The sequence below is a fragment of the Elusimicrobiota bacterium genome (assembly GCA_026388075.1).
GTDB lineage: Bacteria > Elusimicrobiota > Endomicrobiia > Endomicrobiales > JAPLKN01 > JAPLKN01.
Window position 1 is genome coordinate 1 of the sequence record JAPLKN010000002.1, and the last position, 21,731, is coordinate 21,731.

General features: G+C 40.7%; 10 protein-coding genes. All 10 read right to left on the reverse strand.

Annotation, left to right across the window (positions count from 1 at the left end; genetic code table 11):
- The coding region (locus tag NT145_00030) for a glycosyl hydrolase (GenBank protein ID MCX5781086.1) at window positions 1-4,587 on the reverse strand (4,587 nt) is incomplete at its 3' end.
- A gap of 377 nt (window positions 4,588-4,964) precedes the next feature.
- On the reverse strand, window positions 4,965-7,982 hold the full coding sequence (gene mfd, locus NT145_00035; protein ID MCX5781087.1) for a transcription-repair coupling factor: 3,018 nt from the start codon (window positions 7,980-7,982) through the stop codon (window positions 4,965-4,967).
- 41 nt (window positions 7,983-8,023) lie between these two features.
- Window positions 8,024-8,494 (reverse strand): DsrE/DsrF/DrsH-like family protein, encoded by a 471-nt coding sequence (locus NT145_00040; GenBank protein MCX5781088.1) that lies wholly within the window; start codon window positions 8,492-8,494, stop codon window positions 8,024-8,026.
- 71 nt (window positions 8,495-8,565) lie between these two features.
- A complete protein-coding gene (locus NT145_00045; GenBank protein ID MCX5781089.1) occupies window positions 8,566-9,429 on the reverse strand; it encodes a thiamine pyrophosphate-dependent enzyme in 864 nt (287 codons plus the stop codon).
- Window positions 9,430-9,640: 211 nt separating this feature from the next.
- Window positions 9,641-10,354 carry a DUF559 domain-containing protein gene (locus tag NT145_00050; GenBank protein MCX5781090.1) on the reverse strand — a complete coding sequence of 238 codons (714 nt, stop codon included), beginning with the start codon at window positions 10,352-10,354 and terminating at the stop codon, window positions 9,641-9,643.
- Window positions 10,355-10,429: 75 nt separating this feature from the next.
- Window positions 10,430-10,645, reverse strand: a complete 216-nt coding sequence (locus tag NT145_00055) for a hypothetical protein (protein ID MCX5781091.1) — start codon at window positions 10,643-10,645, stop codon at window positions 10,430-10,432.
- Between the two features lie 180 nt (window positions 10,646-10,825).
- Complete coding sequence (locus NT145_00060; protein MCX5781092.1) at window positions 10,826-11,374, reverse strand: nucleotidyltransferase domain-containing protein; 549 nt, start codon at window positions 11,372-11,374, stop codon at window positions 10,826-10,828.
- Between the two features lie 260 nt (window positions 11,375-11,634).
- Entirely contained in the window at window positions 11,635-12,354 is a 720-nt protein-coding gene (locus tag NT145_00065; GenBank protein MCX5781093.1) for a hypothetical protein, read from the reverse strand.
- A gap of 10 nt (window positions 12,355-12,364) precedes the next feature.
- Window positions 12,365-13,600 (reverse strand): hypothetical protein, encoded by a 1,236-nt coding sequence (locus tag NT145_00070; GenBank protein ID MCX5781094.1) that lies wholly within the window; start codon window positions 13,598-13,600, stop codon window positions 12,365-12,367.
- Between the two features lie 19 nt (window positions 13,601-13,619).
- On the reverse strand, window positions 13,620-21,668 hold the full coding sequence (locus tag NT145_00075; protein ID MCX5781095.1) for a hemagglutinin repeat-containing protein: 8,049 nt from the start codon (window positions 21,666-21,668) through the stop codon (window positions 13,620-13,622).
- Window positions 21,669-21,731 lie beyond the last annotated feature (63 nt).

The following is a 21,731-nucleotide window of genomic DNA, read 5'->3' on the forward strand; positions in this document are numbered from 1 at the left end:
ATTTATTTCACCTTTATTTATTCCTGAATTGGCTGACAAATTTCCAACTGATGCCGGAGCAATTAAATCGCGCTGCGGTTTGCCGGAAACCATATTTGAAATGTTTGACCAATTGGAAGATTCATCGCAATACCACAATGAAAGAAAATATGTTGTCCCGCTGTTTAATCCGGTTATAGAATATGAAACCAAACTTAAAGGAATGACCCCTGAAGTTGAAAATTCTATTTGCGCTGAGCTTGTTGACCAATCAACCTGTGTAAATGTTGAATATTCTATTCTTGCCTGAGATCCCGTCTGTAAAACATTTGTGAAACCGTCATCTCCGGGTGAATTCCATTGAAGTAATATTTCCCCCGAATTAATTCCGGAAAAAGCGGATAAAGTATCAACCGTGCCCGGTGCTATTGTGTCCGGAGATTGAGTTTCAGGTGAAGGAAGATTCTTAACGGGGCTTTCCGGAGTTTCAGGAGAAGAAGCCATTTTCTTCCCGCCTGATGTCTGATCGTTTCTGAATATTTTTGCGATAATGCTTGAACCGGTATTTCCGCAAAGCGCGATGTCCAAATCACCGTCATTGTCATAATCTCCACACTCTATTGAACCTTCATCCACTCCCGGCAGGGCATAAGGAACTTCGTAAAAATTGCCTAGATCATTTTTATATATTTTGGTCAACCTGGTTGTGGAATAATTCCAACCGCAGAAAGCCAAATCAATCTGGCCGTCTTTATCAAAATCTCCCCAATCTAGAGATGAGTATAGTCCTCCGATAAGCCCGGCATTTATGTCAGTGAAAGTATTGTCGCCGTTATTATGATAGATTTTCGTGACGCTGTTTTTTGTAGTTCCATTAATCATTCCTGAAATCGCAATATCAGGATAAGTATCGTTATCGTAGTCTCCCCACGCTGTAGCACCGAACTCAACACCAGTAAGGGCGGCATTTATGTCAGTGAAAGTTCCGTTTCCGTTATTTCTGAAAATTTTGGATATGTATTGGTAAGGGTTTGGAATAGTGCCGGTTATAGCCAAGTCAGCATAGCCGTCCTTGTTGTAGTCTCCCCACGCCAAAGATGCCCAGCAAACACCCGGAAGCCCAGCAGGTATTTCCACAAATGTTCCGCCGTCATTACGATAAATTTTTGAATAGGTAGTATTTCCTGCAGAATCCCATCCGCATAAAGCCAGATCCAAATCGTTGTCATTATCAATATCAGCCCATTTTATTGAACCCGAATAAACTCCAACCAACGGCGCCCCGATATCAACAAAAGTCCCTGAATCATTCCTGTATATTTTGGAAATAACTGTTGAACCGGTATAACCGCATACCGCAAGATCAGGATCGCCGTCATTATCAAAGTCTCCCCAGTCAAGAGATCCCATAAATACGCCCGGAAGCCCGGCATTTATATCAGTAAAAGTTCCCAAATCATTTCGGTAAATTTTAGTTGTGTAATTTCCGCAGACGGCAAGGTCCAGATCTCCGTCTTTATCAAAATCTGCCCAAGACATTACACCTTCCCTTACGCCCGAAAGACTAGCGGAAATATCGTTTAGCGAGATATTTGCTGTTTGAGCCCATGTCGTAGCCGTGTTTGACACTAAAGACCAGTTCTGCAGCTCGTCAGCGTGCCAGATTTTCAAATAATAAGTTGTTCCGTAAAATAATCCGGTGAGAGTATAAGATACGTTTGTATACGGGCTGATTCCGGACGTGGAAATGGTTATCTGTGCTGAAGATGTAGACCAAGTCACTCCCTGCAAAATGGAACGCTGTATTTTAAACTGTGAACCTGAAGGAAGAGTTCCCGACCAGCCGTTTTCCCCCGGCATGCTCCAGCTTAAATTTATTTCCCCCGGATTATTTCCGGTATCAGCCAAAAGGTCAGTAACTGTTGCCGGCGCAGTCAAATCAACAGGGATACCCGAAAGTGTTACGCCCGTTAAAGAAAAGTTATTGCTCGGATCACGGACAAAAATTTTATAATAATAAGTTATACCCAAAGAAACATCTGAATCAATAAATGCCGTCCCCGAATTGTTGTAAACTTCAGTTCCGTCCCTGTGCGTTGAAGGATAAGAGACAGTGCTTCTAAGTATAACGGTACTCGCATAATCTGAGGACGGGTTTGTCCATGAAAGCGTTAATGACAAGTTTGAAGTTAACGAAGCATTACTAACTTCTGAAGGAGGAACAATATCTGAGCTTGCCCTAACTTGATAAGGGGCAACTTCCATCTGTCCGATGTAAGAATCATCGGAACGGTTATAAAAAATTATGTTTTGGTAAGTATTTGAACTGTTGAAACATACATATGTTTTGGTGCCGACGTTATTGAATACTGCAGAGGTGCCGGCTCTTGTGTATGCGCTGGTATCAACTCTTCCCAAAATATTGAGATTGTGAATAAAATAATAAAGGTAAGTTTTTGGGCTGCTAGTTAAATCGGGGCTGGGTGTTACATCATATTTTGATATTGCGGAAGCCGGATCATAAAAAGACTGGTATTGCCACAAAACATCCTGCCAGATTGTTTCCGTGCCGCCGTTTTGCGTTACCATGTGATTATAATTTGTCTGGCAATATGCCGGATTGTAGCCAAGGTACAAGCTTGAAGGAGTTTCGGGCATAAACTGAATTCCGTGAATATATTCCGGATCGGAACCGAACCAGGTATTGTAATCGGCTTTTCCCCCAAAAACTCTTCCTACCGTATCGTGAGTGTAGCCGGCTCCGTAGGTTTGTTGATCAATATCAAAGAAATACTCTTTTATTGCTGCATATTCCGTTGTATATAAATATATGCCGAGATTTTTATAAGTGGCATTGTCGGTTGCCTGGCCCCATAAATATATTCCTGCCCAGGCATTCATTGCTTCCGATGAAGATTCAAGGTTATTGCCGTCCACATTTTGAGCCATTCCGTCAGCCCAGCTATGTCCCTCATAAGGGCTGAAGTTCCTTAAAAAAGGATACATTGAGTCCGATCTGTTAGGAGAAGCTATATCTCTGATAAGATGCTCAACCATTCCGCCGTAATTATTTTTAAAATCGCTGTCATACATAGCGAGCAGAGCGCTTGCATAAATAAAATATCCGTAATGGAAATGATGATCGTTTAGTTTTTCGGTATGAAATTCCGGCTCGGCATCATAACCTATCATCGTACCCCAAAGACTATCGTGATAAAAATAACCGTAAGTTTCTCCGGTACTGTAGGTAAACCAGCTGGTCAGGTCATTTTTGAGTTTATTTATTATCGTTGTTTTGGAAGCAGTATCCCCTAATTGGTCTGCAATCGGAAGAAGAGATGCCATTCTCCAAAGCTCTTTGCCGTGATAGTAAGTTCCCGTGCTTCCTAAAGATAAATTCTTATCGTTATTAAGCAAAGTCTGCAAAGTTGTTTTGTTATAGTCACCCTTATCGGGAAGCATGGGCAGAATTCCGTTAAAATCCTGAGTTGTTGAAAAAGAACTCCCGATTTTTAGTTTCATTAAACCGCGCAAAGTCGGAAATGTCTGGCTTAAATAACTGTTAGTTGAATTTTTCCACTGGTGAGGAAAAAGAGCAAGAACAGAATTTGTTTGCCCCAGCCTTTTAGAAGAAGTGGTTATATTATAGTTTGTAGTTAGCTTTTGGTTTGTTTCATTGAATGACCAGTCAATTTGGGAACCGGTTACAAATGCGTAGGCATAGTTATAAAAAAATGCCAGGTCGGAAAGAGCCGTTAGCGGGGCAACAGATAAAAAGCGGTCAGTAGCAGGAAAATATATTTCTAAAGTGTGCCCGCTATTGGTAAGTTTAAAAGAAGTTCCTGACGGGGCATATATACCAAAATATTTGGTTTTACCTGAAACATAATGAAGAAATCTTACGGTTATGCAATCCGTGCTTATTAGTGTGTCCCATCCAAACGGTGTAGTACTTCCTGAAATTCCGTAGATATCAAATTGTCCCTGCGCCCAGTCTATAGGAAAAGAAATCTGCGCTGTTGAAATATTAAGAGAAAAGTCGAAATATGCGAAAGGAAGGCCCTGTCCTATTGTTGCTTTGAAATTATTGTTAATATCTCCCGGATCTTCCCATCTTGTCGTAACGGTCCAATCGCTGTAAGCATCCACTTTTACGTCATTGGAACTGAAACCGTTTTTTGTAGTTAAAAGAAGCTGCTGCCTGAAAGGGGCGTCAGCTTCAGTTCCGTAATATGAAACATCAGCTGTTTCCAGTATATCAGGATAACCTATAAGAAGCCCGTTCGGTTCGCATTTGTAAACGTTAGGGTAAGCGTACAGCCTGTAAGAAAAAGTGGATGAAATAGCGGAAGTCCACCAATCATTGGTGGGAATTGACCCGGTTATGTTTGATGTTTTGTGGATTTCGGTCGGAGGGGCCGGCTCGCCGCCCGGCAAGGTGTCTGTATAACTGCCGTTTCCGACACTTATTGTGGCGCAAAAAGAAAGGCTGGCGCAGAAAAGAAGACTAATAAAAATAAAGAGAACGGCAAGTATTTTCTTCATGAATACGGCCATGGATGAATAAACATCGTTAGCAGGCCTCACCCCCAAGAATAATTCTATCAAAGGCGATTACATCTGTCAAATGAACCTCCCCGCAGTTCGCCGCGGCGGACGGGATATCAGATGTTCCCCTCTTTGAAAAAGAGGCCTCGGCTCATAGGAGCCTATGGCTCTGAGAGGGGTGAGGGGAAAGTCTTTGGACCGAGCCTGCCCTTCGATTTTACTCAGGGCGGTGAGTCCTTCGACTTTGCTCAGGACAATGAGCCTGTCGAATTGCATAGTCGAACCGCGAGCGAGGAAGATTTAATAACATCAAATCCCTCTCCCGCCCACGGCGGGTCAGCCTTGCCGCGCCCGAAGGCGGGCGGGGGCTGACAATCTCCCTTTTTCAAAGGGAGAAGTTAGTTGGTTACCACGCATCAAGATGCGGGGAATTGCAGTTAAAGGGAAGATAAGAAGTCTTTAAGGAAGGCAAAATAAGGTTTTTCTATATTTGATTTGATTACTTTTATTCCCTTTTTTTCACCGCGCAAAAATTCTATTTTGCCCGCAAATGTATTTGCTATTTCAAGTATTTTTGCCTGAGAAATAGCAATTTTATCTGAAAAATAGATATTTATAAACTTGTCATTTTCAACAATACTGTTAATTCTCCTTTTTTCGGCTATAAATTTTATTTCGGTAATTTCAAACAGATTTTCAACGGGTTTAGGAAGTTTTCCAAAACGGTCGGTTAAATCAGACTTAATTTTTTCAATATCATCTTTATTTTTTGATGCCGCAAGTTTTCTATAGAATGTTACCCTTATATCTTCCGCTTCAACATATTCTTGGGGAATGTGGGCTGGAATAAGAAAATCCATAATTGTTTTAAATTCTTCTTTAACTGCTTTTTCCCCTTTCAGACTCTGGCTAGCTTCTTCAATTAAACGGCCATACATCTCAAAACCGATTTCTTTCACGAACCCATGCTGTTTTGCGCTTAAAATATTTCCCGCGCCCCTTATTTCAAGGTCACGAAGCGCAAGTCTGAATCCAGAGCCAAGTTCCGAAAATTCCATAAGTGCTTCAAGCCGCTTAGAAGATTCCTCCGTAACAAGTTCGGGAGTATAAAAAAGATAACAATAAGCTTTTTGTTTTTCCCTTCCGACCCTTCCTCTAAGCTGGTACAATTGAGCCAGGCCGAAATTCTCAGCCTCTTCTACTATCATTGAATTAACTGTCGGTATATCCAAACCCGATTCAATTATTGAAGTGGAAATTAAAACATCTATTTCTTTATGTATGAAAAGCCACATTGCTTTTTCTATATCATGGGAGCGCATCTGCCCGTGGACAATTCCCCAGCGGATATTCGGGACAAGTTTTTTAAGGTATTCGCCTCTTGAATTTATTGTTTCAACCCTGTTGTGGACATAAAATACCTGCCCGCCCCGAGAAAGCTCGGCCTCAATAATCTTTTTGACTATTTTTTCGTCATAGGGGCCTAAATGTGTCTCTATGGGAAGCCTGCCGTACGGCGGAGTTTCAATGACGGATAAATCCCTTAATTTAGAAAGCGCAAAAGATAACGTTCGCGGTATGGGGGTAGCCGACATCAGCAGCACATCAATATTTTTTTTGAATTTTTTAATTTTTTCTTTCTGTTCAACGCCGAATCTGTGTTCCTCGTCAATAATTAAAAGCCCAAGATCTTTAAATGTAATATCTTTTTGTAAAAGCCGGTGAGTGCCTATAATAATGTCAATACTGCCGCTTTTAAGATCGGAAATTATTTTTTTCTGTTCTGCTTTAGATTGAAAACGGCTTAAAAAAGCGACTTTTGTAGGAAATGGCTCAAGCCTTCTTGAAAAAGTGTTAAAATGCTGTTCGGCTAGCACTGTTGTAGGAACTAGCACAGCCACCTGTTTTGAATCCTGGACAACTTTAAAGGAAGCGCGGATAGCAACTTCAGTTTTTCCAAAACCGACGTCCCCGCAGATTATCCTTTCCATAGGATAAGGATTTTTTAAGTCAATTTTTACATCTTCAATTGCTTTTGCCTGGTCAGGAGTTTCCTGATACGGAAAGCTGTCGGCGAGCTCTTTTTCCCAAGGAGTATCGGGTGTAAAGGCAAATCCTTGAGCGTTATGCCTTTCAGCGTAGAGTTTTAGCAAGCTTTCTGCAAATTCGCGGGCCCCTTCTTTGGCTTTCTGTTTTATCCTTTCCCAGGAAGCAGTATCCAGCGAAAAAAGTTTCGGCCTATATCCTTCAGTGCCGATATATTTTTTTACTACCTCAAAATCGTCAACGGGCACGTAAAGCTTGTCCCCGCCCTTATATTCGATGAAAAGGTATTCTGCTTCCTGATCTCCCCTTACTAATTTATTTAATCCAAGATAACGGCCTATTCCGTATTTTTCGTGTACTACGTAGTCCCCTTTGGTTATTTCCCACAGGCCTTCAAGACGGCGTCCTTCCTTAAATTTCGGAAAGCTTATCAGTTTTTTCTTGTAAAGTATTTCCTGGCTGGAAAAGAAAGCAATTTTTCTGCTTTTTGAATAAAATCCTTCGGTTAAAGGAGTTATAGTCAACTGAGGAAAATCATCATCCCATCCCGCCTCGTTAAGAATATCTTCTATTCTTTCTTTTTCACCGTTATTTGAGCAAAAGATATATTCTTTCAGGCCTTCTTTTTTTATTCGTTTAAGTTCATTTACAAAAAATTGGAAATTACCCCTTATTCCAGCAAACGATTTAAAATCTTCCTGAACCTTGTTTGTTTCAAGCGAGTTGTTAATTATCCAGGAATACTCAGCAAATATTTTCGGTGTTTCATTATCAGGCAAAAAATCAAAATAAATTTCAGAGCTTTTAGGAAGGTAATCAGAAATTAAAGTTTCCGGCTGTAATGCGGCAGGTGTAATCTCGCAAGAAGTTATAACATCGCTTGAAAGCTGTGTAACAAGATCAAAAGTTTTTATTGTTTCAACCTGGTCATTGTAAAAAATAATACGCACCGGATTTTCAGCGTCTATAGACCAGATATCAAGTATTTCTCCGCGCCTGGAAAATTGCCCCTTTTCTTCAACAAATTCAGAGCGCGAATAGCCGGCAGTAACAAGCCTGTTAATTAGGCTGTTGAATTCATAGGTGTTTCCCAATTCAAATTTTAATATCTGGTTATGCAGGTTTTTAGAATGGATTATTTTTTCGTAAAATATTTCTTTGGAAGCTACAACGATGCCGGATTTATTGTTTGACAGGGACTTTAAGATGCTTAACTTCTGAAATTTATCAGCGCTATGGTAAGCATAAACGGAAGGCGCGCCAAAAAATTGCCCCAGCGAATTAAGGTTTGTTTCCCAATCGCTTATTTCTTCTTCCGGGACAAGGGCGAGCAGAATACTCTGAGGTTTAAAGTTTTCTAAGATAAAATAAGGTTTTCCGGTAGAAAGTCCTGAAACATTTCTTTTCATATACTTTAGCCATTCAACCTCGCAGGTTGAATGGCGGTCTTTCAAATAAAGAGGTTTATTTTTGCGTTTTGAGCTTCTCCCAAAAATGTAGCGGCGCCGGCTACTTCAACGCCTTCAATCATATTTTCCGGTTCAACGCCCATAATCCCGCATGAAGTTGAACAGGCCATCAATTTAACTTTAAGTTCCTTTGCCAGTTTAAAAAGTTCATCAATAGAAGGGATTCTTTTGCTTTCCATAAGCTTTTTCATCATTATCGGGCCTAAACCCATCATATTAAGGTCGGACAAGGGAAGCTTATTCCTGCTTGACGGCATCATAAATTCCATCATTTTTTGAAGGATGTTTTTGCCCTTATAGCTTTTTGATTTTTTTAAAAAGTTAAGCCCCCAGAAAGTAAAAAAAACCTTTACATCCATTCCCATGGATGCGCCGGTAGTTGCCAGCATCAGCATTGCTATTGCTTTATCCAAAGTTCCCGAAAAGAAAATAATGGTCATTTTGTCTTTCATTTTAACTCCAGAATAGACAGGTTAAGGTTGAGGTTAAGAAAATACTAAGGCACACAACTCCTTTCCTGTCATTATCTATATTTTTCAATAAGCTTTGCTAGCAATTGTTTTCGGTCAGTTCCCCTCTTTACCAAAGGAGTTTTATCTGTTTTATATAGACTTAAATTTTCTTCAAAGGTTTTTTTGTCCGGATTTATATAAAAAATTCCAAGAGGAAATTTTTCTTGTTCATTAGCGCGCTTAAACGCGGTGATTTTATCAAGAGGCGAATATCCTTCTTCCAAGTAATAGGTGTGCTCTTTAAACCACTGGAAAGTGTTAACTTTATTGAAAGTTACGCAGGGCTGAAAAATATCTACCAAAGAATATCCTTTATGGTTTATTGCTTTTTTAATTATTTCTTTAGTTTTGTCTATATCCCCGGCAAAAGCGCGGGCAACGAATGAAGCTCCTAAAGCTATTGCAAGAGATATCGGGTTTATCGGTTCTTCAAAAACTCCATCCACTTGAACCGGAGTTTTAAAACCTAGTTGGCTTGTAGGTGAAGCTTGTCCCTTTGTAAGGCCGTAAACCATATTATTGTGAACGATATTGGTTATATCTGGATTTCTTCTTATGGCAGCTAATAGATGGTTCCCTCCCTCGCCGTACATATCGCCGTCCCCGCTTTCGGCTATTACGACAAGTTCAGGATTGGCAGCTTTAATTGCTGTTGCCGGCGGAAGCGCTCTGCCGTGCAAACCGTTAAAGTAGTTTACATTGAGATATTGGGGCAGTTTTGCAGCTTGGCCTATGCCTGAAACCATAACAAGCCTGCTTTGCGGTATATCAAGCTCAATCAAAGCCTGTTTAACAGCTTTAATAATGCTGAAATTCCCGCATCCCGGGCACCAGGCGATATCAATCTTTCCTAAATCAAATCTTTTTTCATCCATAATTTTTGCTTGCCCCTGTGCCTGCCCCTGTGGCTAGTTTTTGATGCTTCGCATCACCCCTACGTCTAGTTTTGCGCTAGTCCCCACGTTTAGTTTTTGTAAAAAACTGTGGGGAAGCATAACTGTAGGGGCAAAACTACAGGGATCAAAACTAACGGGAACTATTTTTATTCCATCTTCTGTTAAACCGTATAATTTATAAACCATCTGGTCAATTTATGATTTGAATTGTTTTTATAATTCTTTTGATACACTGATCAAGACATTCTATTATGTCGCGCTCTTTTAGACGAATTACTCTCCAGCCGTTACGGCGGAGAAAAGAATCTTTAATTTTATCTTTTTTTCTTTGTGCTTTACTTCTATGGGCTTTCTTATTATCGCACTCTAAAGCAATACTACCATTTTTACAGAAAATGGCGATATCAATACGGTACTTTTTACCGTTTTTCGAAATGCAATATTCCCTTTTGGTCTTAATACCAATGCGATTAAGTCCTTTCTCTACGAGTTGTTCCGTAGGAGGAACACCGTAAAGTTGCAAAATATTCCTAGAAGAAAGCAAGTCCTTTAAAGTAGTAAAACCAAAAGAGATACGCCGCGGAATTATATTTCTTACTGCTTTCCGAAGTTTTTTTATTTCTTTAAACTCAATTTTTAAATAATCGTCATGCGCTCGCTTGTGGCTGCTTTCTTTTGGCAGTAAATCAATTCTTTCCGTTTTTTTCTTTCTTGAGACGCGGGCATAATACTCAATGCGCTTACCCCTTCTGCCGAATGAAGCTGGTTGATAAAAAGCAACATATTTAAATTCGCTCTTAGGTAAATATGCGATTGGAATCCTGTACCAGCGCTTTTTTAAAAGAATTCCAAGATCGCTTTTATTTTTCAGCACTCCTACCAAAACATTTTTATTTTTGGGCATACCTTTTTAGTAATAAGTATCGGTTTGGTATCAGGATTCCTTAGCTCAATGCTGTTTTCGATGTCAGCTAATTTTTTAAGAAAAACTTTTTTCGATTTGTTTTTTAGCTTCTTGAAGTATTTTATCGGTAAAAATATAGAAATCTTCGCTCTCTTTTTCGGAAACAAAAATGCTGCCTTCGTATAGGTCAGCGTTTCTTTTCATCCGCATAGCATTTCCGATGGCTTGTATTTCACTATTATTCAGTATTTCCGACATTTTTTCAATTATCGCTATATGATGGCCCGGCATACTTTTAACCTTTAAACTTTTTGATGCTATAACTGCAATGCCGGATTTGATCAAAGCAGTATATGAGTAGTTAAATTTAACTTCCGAAATGTCGCTTTTTTGGGCTATTTCAAGATCATGAAACGCATTTCGCAGATACGAATTTATCTGATCTTTAGTAAATTTGAATTTTTTTGGTACTCATATTATTTTTATTTTCTCGCTGTTCCAGATCTCGGTAATAAAAGGATCTTTTTGATTCAATTTTATTTGAAATTCGCTTTCGCTGATATTAGTCAGATTAATTTCTCTGTCGGTTGTTTTCTGGAGTTTAATAATTTCTCTATTTATATCTATGGTATTCGCATCCCCAACGGTTAGAATATCTATATCGCTGAATGCACCCATCCTGTTTTTTGCGTAAGAACCGTATATGTAAGCTTCTTTTATGCCGGGTATTTTTTTAAGTATTTTGGTCAGTTCTTGCTCAACACCATAGGTTTTCTGGAAGATCTTCTTATATTCGCTGTACAAAGGACTTGCAGTATTTGCAAAAAAATAGCGTTCCTTTCCTTGATACTCACTTTTTAGTATGTCGGTTTCAAGCAGTCTTAGCAGTATCCTGTGGACATTTTTTGGGTCTTCCCCAATAGTTCTTGCCAGCTCATTTGTATAACTTCTTCTTTCTTCGTTTAGAAAGAAATAAGTCAGGAGTTTTTTCTCAATTTTTGATCGTATTTTAATACTCATTATGGTCACCTTTTACCATGATTATGGTATGTTTATACCATAAGAATTAGGCTTTGTCAAGGCTTTAGCGGGAGCGGGGACACGGATTTGATGCTCTTGGCATCACCCCCCTGCTTAGATTTCGAATTGAAATCTAGGGGGGCGCCTTTTCCGTATTAAAACTTATATTTCAAGACCTGACCCCATTTCCCTTAGAAGCTTTGCCGTGAGAGGCATCATCACGCCAATATTTCAACAAAGTCAAATATCCTTTGAATTCTTCAAATTCCAATATTAATTAATGGCAAGGTGTTAACATCGAAAAGCGTGTTTTTTTTGCAATGATTCAATAATCCGAGTTGTACACCTTTTAGATCGGTGCAAGAATTATATATTCCAATTTGAAGCCCTCGAACATTATCGGCAATGTTAACCAAGCCCGCTTGAACTCCATTGCACGATTCAGTCTCATTATACAAGGATACCTGCAAACCTTTTATATCCACAATTTTTGAGGTTATGCCTGATATCTGTACTCCGCGGCATTTCTTCGCGTATTTAATATCACCAAATATTTCAAAACAAAAACCATAAAGGTTTTCGTAAGCAAATATAGAAGAAATTCCGATCCCGTACAAAGTTTTTGTATTGCAGCCGAAACCGGATAATTGAATTCCCGATAAACTCATATTTTGCGCGCCAAAGCCTGCAATTTGAATTCCACAGAATTTGTTCGATGTAGCTCCCATCCCCGCGATCTCAAGACCGTAAGCAGTATCGTTTTGAGCGACAAAGCCCGCAGCCTGTATACCATAAACTTTGTCGATCTTTGAGTGAAAAACCCCAAGACCAATGCCTGCCACATCGTATTTTTTCACAGGGAAACACAGATCTCCGTACAACGAGAGCTGAAGCGGAGCGATCGGTTTAGCCGCTTCTTGAGAAAAAAGTGAACTTGTCAGCGAGACAAAAATTAGCCCAACCAAAAATAAGCGTTTCATTTAATCCTCTTTACCAGCAGAAATTTAATAAAGGAACGATTTTTAATTTTAACATATCAGGTTTATCTAAACAATTTAAGAGGCCGATTTGCACGCCGCTCAATGTTTGGCCGTAATTAAAAACTCCAATCTGAATACCTGAAATATTTTCCGCTTCGTTTAATATACCTAATTGTACGCCTTTCAAATTTCTCGTTATGTGATTTATGCCCCCGAACTGCAGCCCTGTAATATCGGAAGCAGTGTTTATAAATGAAACCTGCAAGCCCGTTAAGGTGTCGGAATAAGACAAGATCGAAGATGCCAAAACACCGGAAAACTTTTCCCCGTGATTGGCGCTGTAAATTGACGAAACGCAGAGCCCTGTTCCGTTTCCGGAATACGCTGACAGTCCGCCTACGGAAATTCCGTAAAATTTGTTATCGCAGTCACTGACAAGCCCGGCAAATGATATGCCGTAAAGATTTTCGGTTTTAGAAATAAGCCCGCAAGCTTGCAGACCGCGAACCGCAGCGGTGCTGGCGCCGATAACATTATTTTCTTTCTTTTTAATAAAACCCAGGTCATAATTTAGTTTATTGTTGCCGCAAGAGCCGTACAAAGAGGCAATTTGTATTCCCGTAACATTTTGGGATGACAAAGCACCAAGCCCGGCGATCTCTATGCCGGTAAATTCTTTGTTTTGTAAAACTCCGCCGGATAAATTCAGGCCATGAAAAGTTTCCGATCTCCCGTATAAGCCCGAAGCCTGTAAACCCCAGAAATCTTTAGTAACAGCACCGAGTCCGCCAATTTGAATTAGGCAGGAATTTTCGCTTTTCGAATATAATCCCGATGTCTGTATGCCGTAAAAATTATCAGCTTTGGAATATAATCCGGAATATTGAAAGCCCGCAATGTGTCCGCCTTCAGAACTTATACCGGCAATTTGAAACCCTCTTAACTTATTCACCGCGATATTTCTGCCGGCCGAAACCTGCAAGCCGTAAAGGTTATCGGTTTTTGAATAAAGCCCACCAGCCGCTATCCCATATACATTTTTATTAGTTGTTCCAATAATACCAATATCGATCCCATAAACTTCGCTTATCCGCGGCAGGCCGTATTTGCCGAATAACGAGATCTTTACAGGAGACCAATTTGTCTTTGCGCCTGCATCTGCCGCGCCTTGATCTGCAAAAACAAAATTAATTTGAAAAAGAGAAAAGATAAACATTAAAAAAATTATTTTTGTTTTAAAATTCATGAATTAAACTCCTTAGAAATTATTTGTTAAATTCAGTAATCTTATTAAAATATCCTTCCATTTTATTTGTCTCTGGATTTAAATAAAAATACCCGTGAGGATGTTTCCCATTAATAACAACGGTATCCGGCAATTTATAATCCCAATTTTGTATCCAATAGAATGGAAAACCCACTTTTGGAATATGATCACCTTCTGACACAATATTTGTTGCGCCCCCCAATCCATAATCCGCAGCATTTATTGTTTCTTGCGGCCCCTTCCCTTCATAATAAATATTACCCATATTTTTATAGCCTGAACCTTGCAGCAAATCCAATGCTCGGCCAGTAGCTGCTGAGCCCTGGCTATAACCTATTGCATTTAAATTACCATTGTCTGCCAAAGTCTTTATAGCATCTTTAGTGTTTACTGCCGTTATGTCAGCTCCTCCAATAATGTAACCAACTGACTGAATTACATCTGCTACCATGCTGTGCGCATTATTTCCTACTCTATTCATTTGAACAGTTCCACCTCTAGCTTCCTTAGTGGCCTGCGCGTTTAGCTCTGCTTTATCATCAGGTGTCCATAAACCGCCAATAAACAAAACTTGTTTTTCATCTTCTTTCCCCGGCGTTATATCCAATTTTTTATCAACAATATCGCCGCCTAGATAACTCATGGGTAAACCTACGAGCAATCGCGCAGTATTACCCACCTCTCCCTTCTTTACAGCTTCTCCTATGTTACCGATTATTTTCCCTGTATTTATTATGGGAGCTCCGCCGGTCTTTACTGCATTAACCCATGCTTCCCCAGTTTGAGCATTTTTATAATAATCCTTTGCACCATCTGCAATAGTCTTGAAATCTTCCTTAACCTGACCGCTTGCTAAATATCCAACTGCTTTTATATCTTTTGTGCTAAATGATGCATCCAGCGCACCATCTATTTTCTCTTTCATTATTAAATTTTGTGTTATATTCTTTTCGTCACGATTGATCTTATATAAGCCTGTTTTATCCTCAACATTCAAAGTTCCGCCGCCAATTGTAGCTTTTGTTACGGCGGTTTTGACACTGTCCTTATCAGTGAATGCAATTCTCACACCAATGTCAATGTCTTTTAAACTCCCTGTCTTAGGACCGCTTCCCTTTCCTCCGCTGGAACCTTTACCTGAATCGCCGCCGGACCCGCCTACTGAACCTTCGCTCGAAACGCCGGCTGTCCCGCCGCCTGAACTTCCGCTCGAATCGCCGCCGGATCCGCTGTCTGAACCTCCTTTTGAATTCGAACCTTTGCCTTTAGAATTATAACTAAAACTCAATCCAAATCCAAAACCGCTGATCTCACTGTTGTCTACATTTGTCAGATCCTCACTATTGATCTTTTTCGCAGTTATGTTTAAGTTATCATTTTGGCTGTATATAGCAGAACCTTTCATATCCAAATTATTTGTCTTGATCTGCAAACTGTCATTTGTTTGGATCGTAGTTGTATTATCTGTCCATATGCGCTTTACCGAAAAATCACCATAATCATAATTAAAGCTGCCGCTCCTTCTTCCAACTCCCACGCCATAACCTTCACTCTCACCATCCGTTGAAAAAGTATTTTGCACGCTCGCAACAGTCAAATTTCCGCCAGTCTCGATTTGAGCGCTATTTCCTACAATATTTGCGCCGATAAGACTTGTATTTTTTCCGCTTTTCAAACTTACATTCCCGTTTCCTGCTGAAACTATGCTGTTATTATAAAAACCTGCATCGCTTCTGCTCGTACTTTCTTCTCCGCTCTGATTAAAACTGCCTCCGTTAGTTTTTGCTGTAAGCTTGGTTTGCGAGCTCGAACTGCCTGTTGTTGTGGTTCTTGTATCCTCAACTGCCTTTATAGCTATATCATTTGCTGCGTCATAACTTATATCGCCTTCACTGCTTCCAACTACTGCGCCGATCTGATTTATATTATTCCCGGATGCCAGACTAAGATCTTTTCTGGTTGTAATACTTGACAAACGGTTTGTTGTTCCAAGTGTATCTGTTCGTGTTTGTTTTGTATTATACTCCTGACCTGCGGAAGCATAAAAGCCCATAGTTTCACTGCTATTTGCAACAGAAACCCCTGCCTCTATCGCTGCCTTTGTCGCTCCGACCAGCCTTAAGGTAGCAGCTGCCAAATTTGCTGATAATTGAGCCCTTGCCTTTTCCGTAGTTCTTGAATCCTTTGTTGCTTTGTTTAAAGCTTCAGTTGCTTTCGTAACCGCATCACCGGCCTGATATAATTCATACGCCGCCATTCCTGCATCGACAGCCGCATTGCCAACCCCGACCGTTACTTTGACCTCTGTTTCACTCTTTGCGTCCCATGATTTTTGCTTAGTCTCTTTGGCTTTTATATTTATATCGCCTGCTGCGTCCAGCTCAGCGCTGTCAGCAGATACGTCAGAACCAACAATATTTATATCTTTCTTTGTATTAATTTTTAGATCGCCGCCAACTCCAACACCTGAAGCTTTTGCGCTTTCATTCGCATATCCGTGAGATTCTGCAGTCTCCTGATATTTTACTCCGACTTTCGCCTGGTTATCGCTTATTTCGGCAACTCCTCCAACAAGATCCCTTTCGTTCTTAGAATAACTGTACTCGTCCTTTTCTATCCCTGCCATAATATTTACGTTTTCGGCGTTAAGCTCGGCATCCCCTTTTGCGCCAAGCTGGGAGGCCAGCATATTGATGTTTTGATCCGCATCGATCTTCACATTTTTGCCGGACAAAGCGTAGCTGGAATCCAGTTTAGTTTTATAACTGCGCTCATTTGTTTCGTTATTATTTAAATTAAACGCTCCTTCTTCTTCTCTGTTATACGTGCGTTCGTATGTGTTTTCGCCGGCCAGTAAATTAACGCTTCCTTCGGCATCAAGCCTCATGTTTCCTTTAGTGGTATTAACATCTGACGCTACAACATTTATATCGTTTTTAGATGCTGCGTTCAAATTCCCGCCTACGCTGAAATTGGAACCGACCTGCGTAGTAGCTTTTATTTTTTCCGTTTCTTGCGCGTCCCTGTCGCCCATACCGAGAACTCCACTTATACTGCTTTTTTCACTCCTGTTCTTTTCATAAGTGTCAACAACGCTCACTATATTCAAGTTTCCGCCGACACCCAGATCTGCATTGCCGGCAACCGCGACATTGCTGCCTTTGATGGTCGCATCGTTTCCAGTTTTAACAGTAATATTTTTGCCGACATTAAAATTAGATCCGACGTTTGCGGTAGTTTTGATACCTTCTGTCGATTTCGTTTCTTTTTCGCCAATACCCCCAAATCCGCCGCTCGTGCTGGTTTGCGTGGTCTCTTTTTCATAAGTATTGACTGCACTCACTATATTCAAGTTTCTGCCGATATCCAAATCTGCGTTGCCTAAAACCGCGACATTGCTGCCCTCAATAGTCGTGTCATTTTCGCTCTTGAGAGCAAGATTTCCACCGACACTTATATTCGAGCCCGCATTCGTCACGCTTTTTTCTTTTGTTGCCAAAGTTCCGTATCGCCGCGTGGATGAATTTAAAAGCTTTACTGTCGTGATGTTTATATCCTTTGCTTTTATGTTCGCGTCGCCGCCGCTTGCTATTGTAGCAGCCGTCACATTAAGAGTCTTTCCGGCCTCTATATTCAATTTGTCGCCGGATCCTATTACCGCGTTCCCGGTCATATAGCTTCTGACATTTCCGTTGCCATAATCTTCAGTGCGGCTCGAACTTACGTTCGTTATGTTCCCGCCGGCTTTCAAGCTCAAACTTTTATCCGCGTAAATAGTGCCGTCAAGATTTGTTATATTGTTATTCGCATCAACTATCACATCTTTGCCTTTTATTTTTCCGCTGTTTGCCAAATCGTTTGTTTTAATTTTTACCTCGTTTTTAGCGTAAATGCCGCTGGCAGCTCCCGTTTCTATAGTTTTTCTTGTCGCGGAGCAAAGATACACCATTGGCACCAGCACTACATATCCGTTTACTACTCTTTGAACATACCAAAGCACATCTTTTTCCAAATTATTTACTTGTTCTTGCGTCAGATCTTTGCCGATCTCAAAACCCAGACGCTTATTTTCCGATATCGCGTTGTCGTACAAAACCGTCATTTGATCGTTCATATTCGTAATTTTATCGTGCAAATATCGGCTTCCTGTTGCCGATACTATCGCATTCTCTACAAGCTTTTGCTCATAAACCGCGTCGCCCAAAAATTTAACGGTATCTTTGTCCGGGTTGTACCCTAAATGCCTGAGGAAATAGTTTGAGCCGACAAATTCATCAACATTAATAAATCTGTTATTATTCACAAACAGGTATCCTTGATCGGGCTGTGCAAATTCAAAGCCGGCGCTCAATGTTAATGAAATGCTATTAGTATTAATCGGACCTGCATTTACGGGAGCTAAATTTATATTGGGAGCATTGATCGTTCCGCCCGGAGGAAAAGCAAGCGGATCTAAAATGCCTGTTGATTGGATTGCTGCAACTTTTGGGTTGATCGTGCCGAGATTTTGCGGTAAACTTGACAGGTTATTGCTTGGACCGTCCACATAAGCCGTGTTTGTTACATTAATATTAACGTTTTTGCCAGACAAAACTGCCGGCGTGTTAGAATAGAGCACTGCTGAAGTCCAAGTTGTATAAGTTGACTCATAATGCCAAGACTGGCCGTCTTCTTCGTGCCATCTTTCGTGATAATAATTCATATATGATATGGCTCCGCTCGGCCTGATATTATATAATGTATTGGCATAAATATTGAGATTGTTTTGCGCGGTAATAATACTGCTATTGTTCGTAATAACGTCCGCGTACAAATTTATATCGTTGCCCGCAAGCATTTTGCCTTGTCTTACCGCTGCCATATACGAGACCAAATAAGAATATCTTCTATTCACATGTGAATTTTGAGAACTGCCATCTCCCTCGGGCCAGGGCCCTTCGTTAGGAAGACCTACCCAAATTTGACCATATGACCCCGGCTCTCCCATGGTTGTAAAATTATTTATGCTTAGATTTTGTATTGAATTTGATTGTATGTTCAAATTACCGGTATTAGCCGTTACATTTCCCGTATTATAAATTTCTGCCGCGCGTGAGCTATCGCCCCCCCAGCCGCGTAAAGTCAAGTTTCCGCCGGCATAGATCGTTCCTTGATTATTTTGTAAACGGTTGCCGATCTTGTAAATTGAATCCGTGCCGGAATAAACGTTACAATTCGCGTTGTTATAAAAGTTATTTGCCTGCAAAGTTAATCTGTTGTTAGCGAGAAGTCCTACGGAACTGTTATTTGTTATATCGCCGGAAGCTGTTAAATTCAAATCGCCGTATGCTGCAATTTCACTGTTATTTGTCAGCGTGCCTGAGAGGTTTATATTTAAATTAGAGTCGGAATATACTGACGAATTGTTTGTTAAAGTATTTGCCGTCAAATTCATTTGCCCGTCGGATTCAATATTGGAGTTGTTGTTGATATCCGTGCTTGAAGTCAACGTCATCCCACCGTCTGAATGCATTTTCGAGTTATTCGTTATCCTGTATGCAGATAAACTAAGATCGCCGTTATTTGCCAAAAGTTGTCCGTTATTGGTAAATTCGCCGCCGCAAGAAGAACTTATCCCGGCTCCTTCGGTTTTTCCCGCGTTAGAAAACCACGATGAAGTATTAATGCCGATATAGCCCCCGCTTAAAACCTGGGATGGAGACTGTACGTCAAGTAAATTGCCGGTTAAACTTATCCCCGAGTTTGATTTCATTATAGAACTGCCGTAAAAATATAATGCTCCGTTAGTATTCATATTTATGCTGCCGCAACCTGATATATTGCCGTAATTTGTGAAATTACCGTATCCGCCTAAACTCATGCTTCCGCCGGAATATAAAAGTCCGCCCGCGTAATTGGTTATTCCATTGGCGTATAAACTAAGATTCCCTGCGCTTTGGATCGCGGCATAATTATTAAGTGCATTATTTATCGTAAAATTTGCGTTGCGCGCTGCGGCAAAATTTCCGTTATTTGTAAAATTGGCGCTCAATAAATTTATGTCTCTATGGGATAAATAACTTTTCGTATTCGCCAAGTTTATCGTTCCGGCATTTATATATGTATCCTGAAGCGATTCAACAGTCCCATTATTTGTCAACGTCTCGGTTGCCGTTAAATTTGTATCAAGCCCCGATGTTAAACTTTGGACAACTATATTTTTCCCCGATAAATTTATATTTCCAGAAGCATTCGTCTGATTTATATTTGTTATATCTCCGCCCGCAGTAATAGAAATATTACGGCTAACTTCAGCGGTACCATAGGCTGCGTTGCCGGCAATGTTCATTAAAATATCATTACCTGCAAACAAACCGGCATTCGCGCACGCGAGAGAAGCGCCTTTAAAATTTATATTCTGCAATGCCGCTGTGTGGTCGGTATTCGTTATTGTTCCGCCCGCATCGACGGTTATATTATTTCCTTCTGCCGCTGAATATGCCGCACCTTCGGTTGTCGTAATGTCTATATTGTTTCCCGCGTAGAAATTTGCGTCACAAAGTTTTTTACTTATTAGTTTTATATTACCAACCGCAGCCGTCTGCTCCGTGTTCGTTACACCCCCATCGGCGTTGATTGTAATATTTTGATTCGCTCCAGCCGTTCCATAAACTGCATCTCCGGCAATATTCATCGAAATATCATTGCCCGCCAAAAAAACCGCATCGGCTCCCGACAGAGAAGCGCCTTTAAAATTTATATTCTGCGATGCCGTTGTGTGGCCGGTATTAGTTATTGCTCCGCCCGCATCGACGGTTATATTATTTCCTTCTGCCGTTGAATATGCCGATCCTTCGGTTGTCGTAATGCCTATATTGCTTCCCGCGTAGAAATTTGCGTCACAAAGCTTTTTTCCCGTCAAATTGATATCTTCAATTGCTATTGTGTGGCCTGTGTTCGTTATATCGCCCCCGGCTTTTATATTTACGGCTTTAGCCTCTGCGATATTATAATCGGTGTTTTTTGCGGACGTAATATTAATGTTGCTGCCGGCATTAATTTTAGCGCTGCTCACGTTTTTTCCACTCAAATTTACGTCGTTAAATGCTGTCGCGTGATCGCTATTTGTAATGTTTTCTGCTGCGGTAACATTAACATCACGCACAGCATCTGCCTTCGCGAATTCGACCGCGCCATTAGAATTTATACAAATATCGTCAATATTGGCAACTAAATCCCCTTTTGTTCTCACGCCAAATCCGTTCTCGGTAGCAACGATATTTATTCTTCCGGCATACATTCCGCCCAACACTGAGGAGTCTATTCCAAACGCGACTCCGCCGGAATTCGGCACGCCTTCTTTTGATGTAATAGTGTTATTTGCGTAATCATATTTATCATTGCCCGAAAGAAGGCTAACGGTTTTGCCGTATATTTTGCCCGCAACATTTATTACCCGCGAAGAGATTGTCGCAAAATCAACATTTTGTAGATCCAAGCCCAAATTCTGTGCTTCTCCGGCATCGCGCCCGGTTATATTTATTGAACCTGTTTGTGACATCGAAAAACCGCCGAGCATTCCGTCCTTTATTTCCGGCGTTCCCGTTACAAGCGCCACCCTCGACGTATTTATAAAACCGGCGCCCGATACCAGTATTCCGTTCGGATTCGCCAAAACAAAATCCGCTTTTCTGCCGGCAATTTCAATGTATCCCCGCAAACTGCTGTTTCTGTTGCTCGTGACTTCGTTTAAGATCAAGTGTGCCTCAACCCCGGCGTTTATTAAGGTTGAGTTGCCCGGGATCATGTCTCCTATTTGAGTTCTGCACGTCAGCTCTTTTGAATTATTCAGGACTAAATTTTTTTCGTCTACGTTAAAATCAGAGTATTTGTTGTGCGACAACCCCGCCGAATTGGGCGCCGCGATATTAACCATTGGTGTGCCGTTGGAAGTAGAATCTATCGTCGTGTTCGTTGTTCCGTCTGCCGCTATCAAAGCAGCAAATGACGGCGCTGTCTGATAAAACAAAAAGGAGATAATTACTAAAACCGAAAGAATCTTTTTCATAATCCCTCCTTATTCATACGCAGGGATATTTTTGAACATACTTTCAACTATTTCTTTATTTTT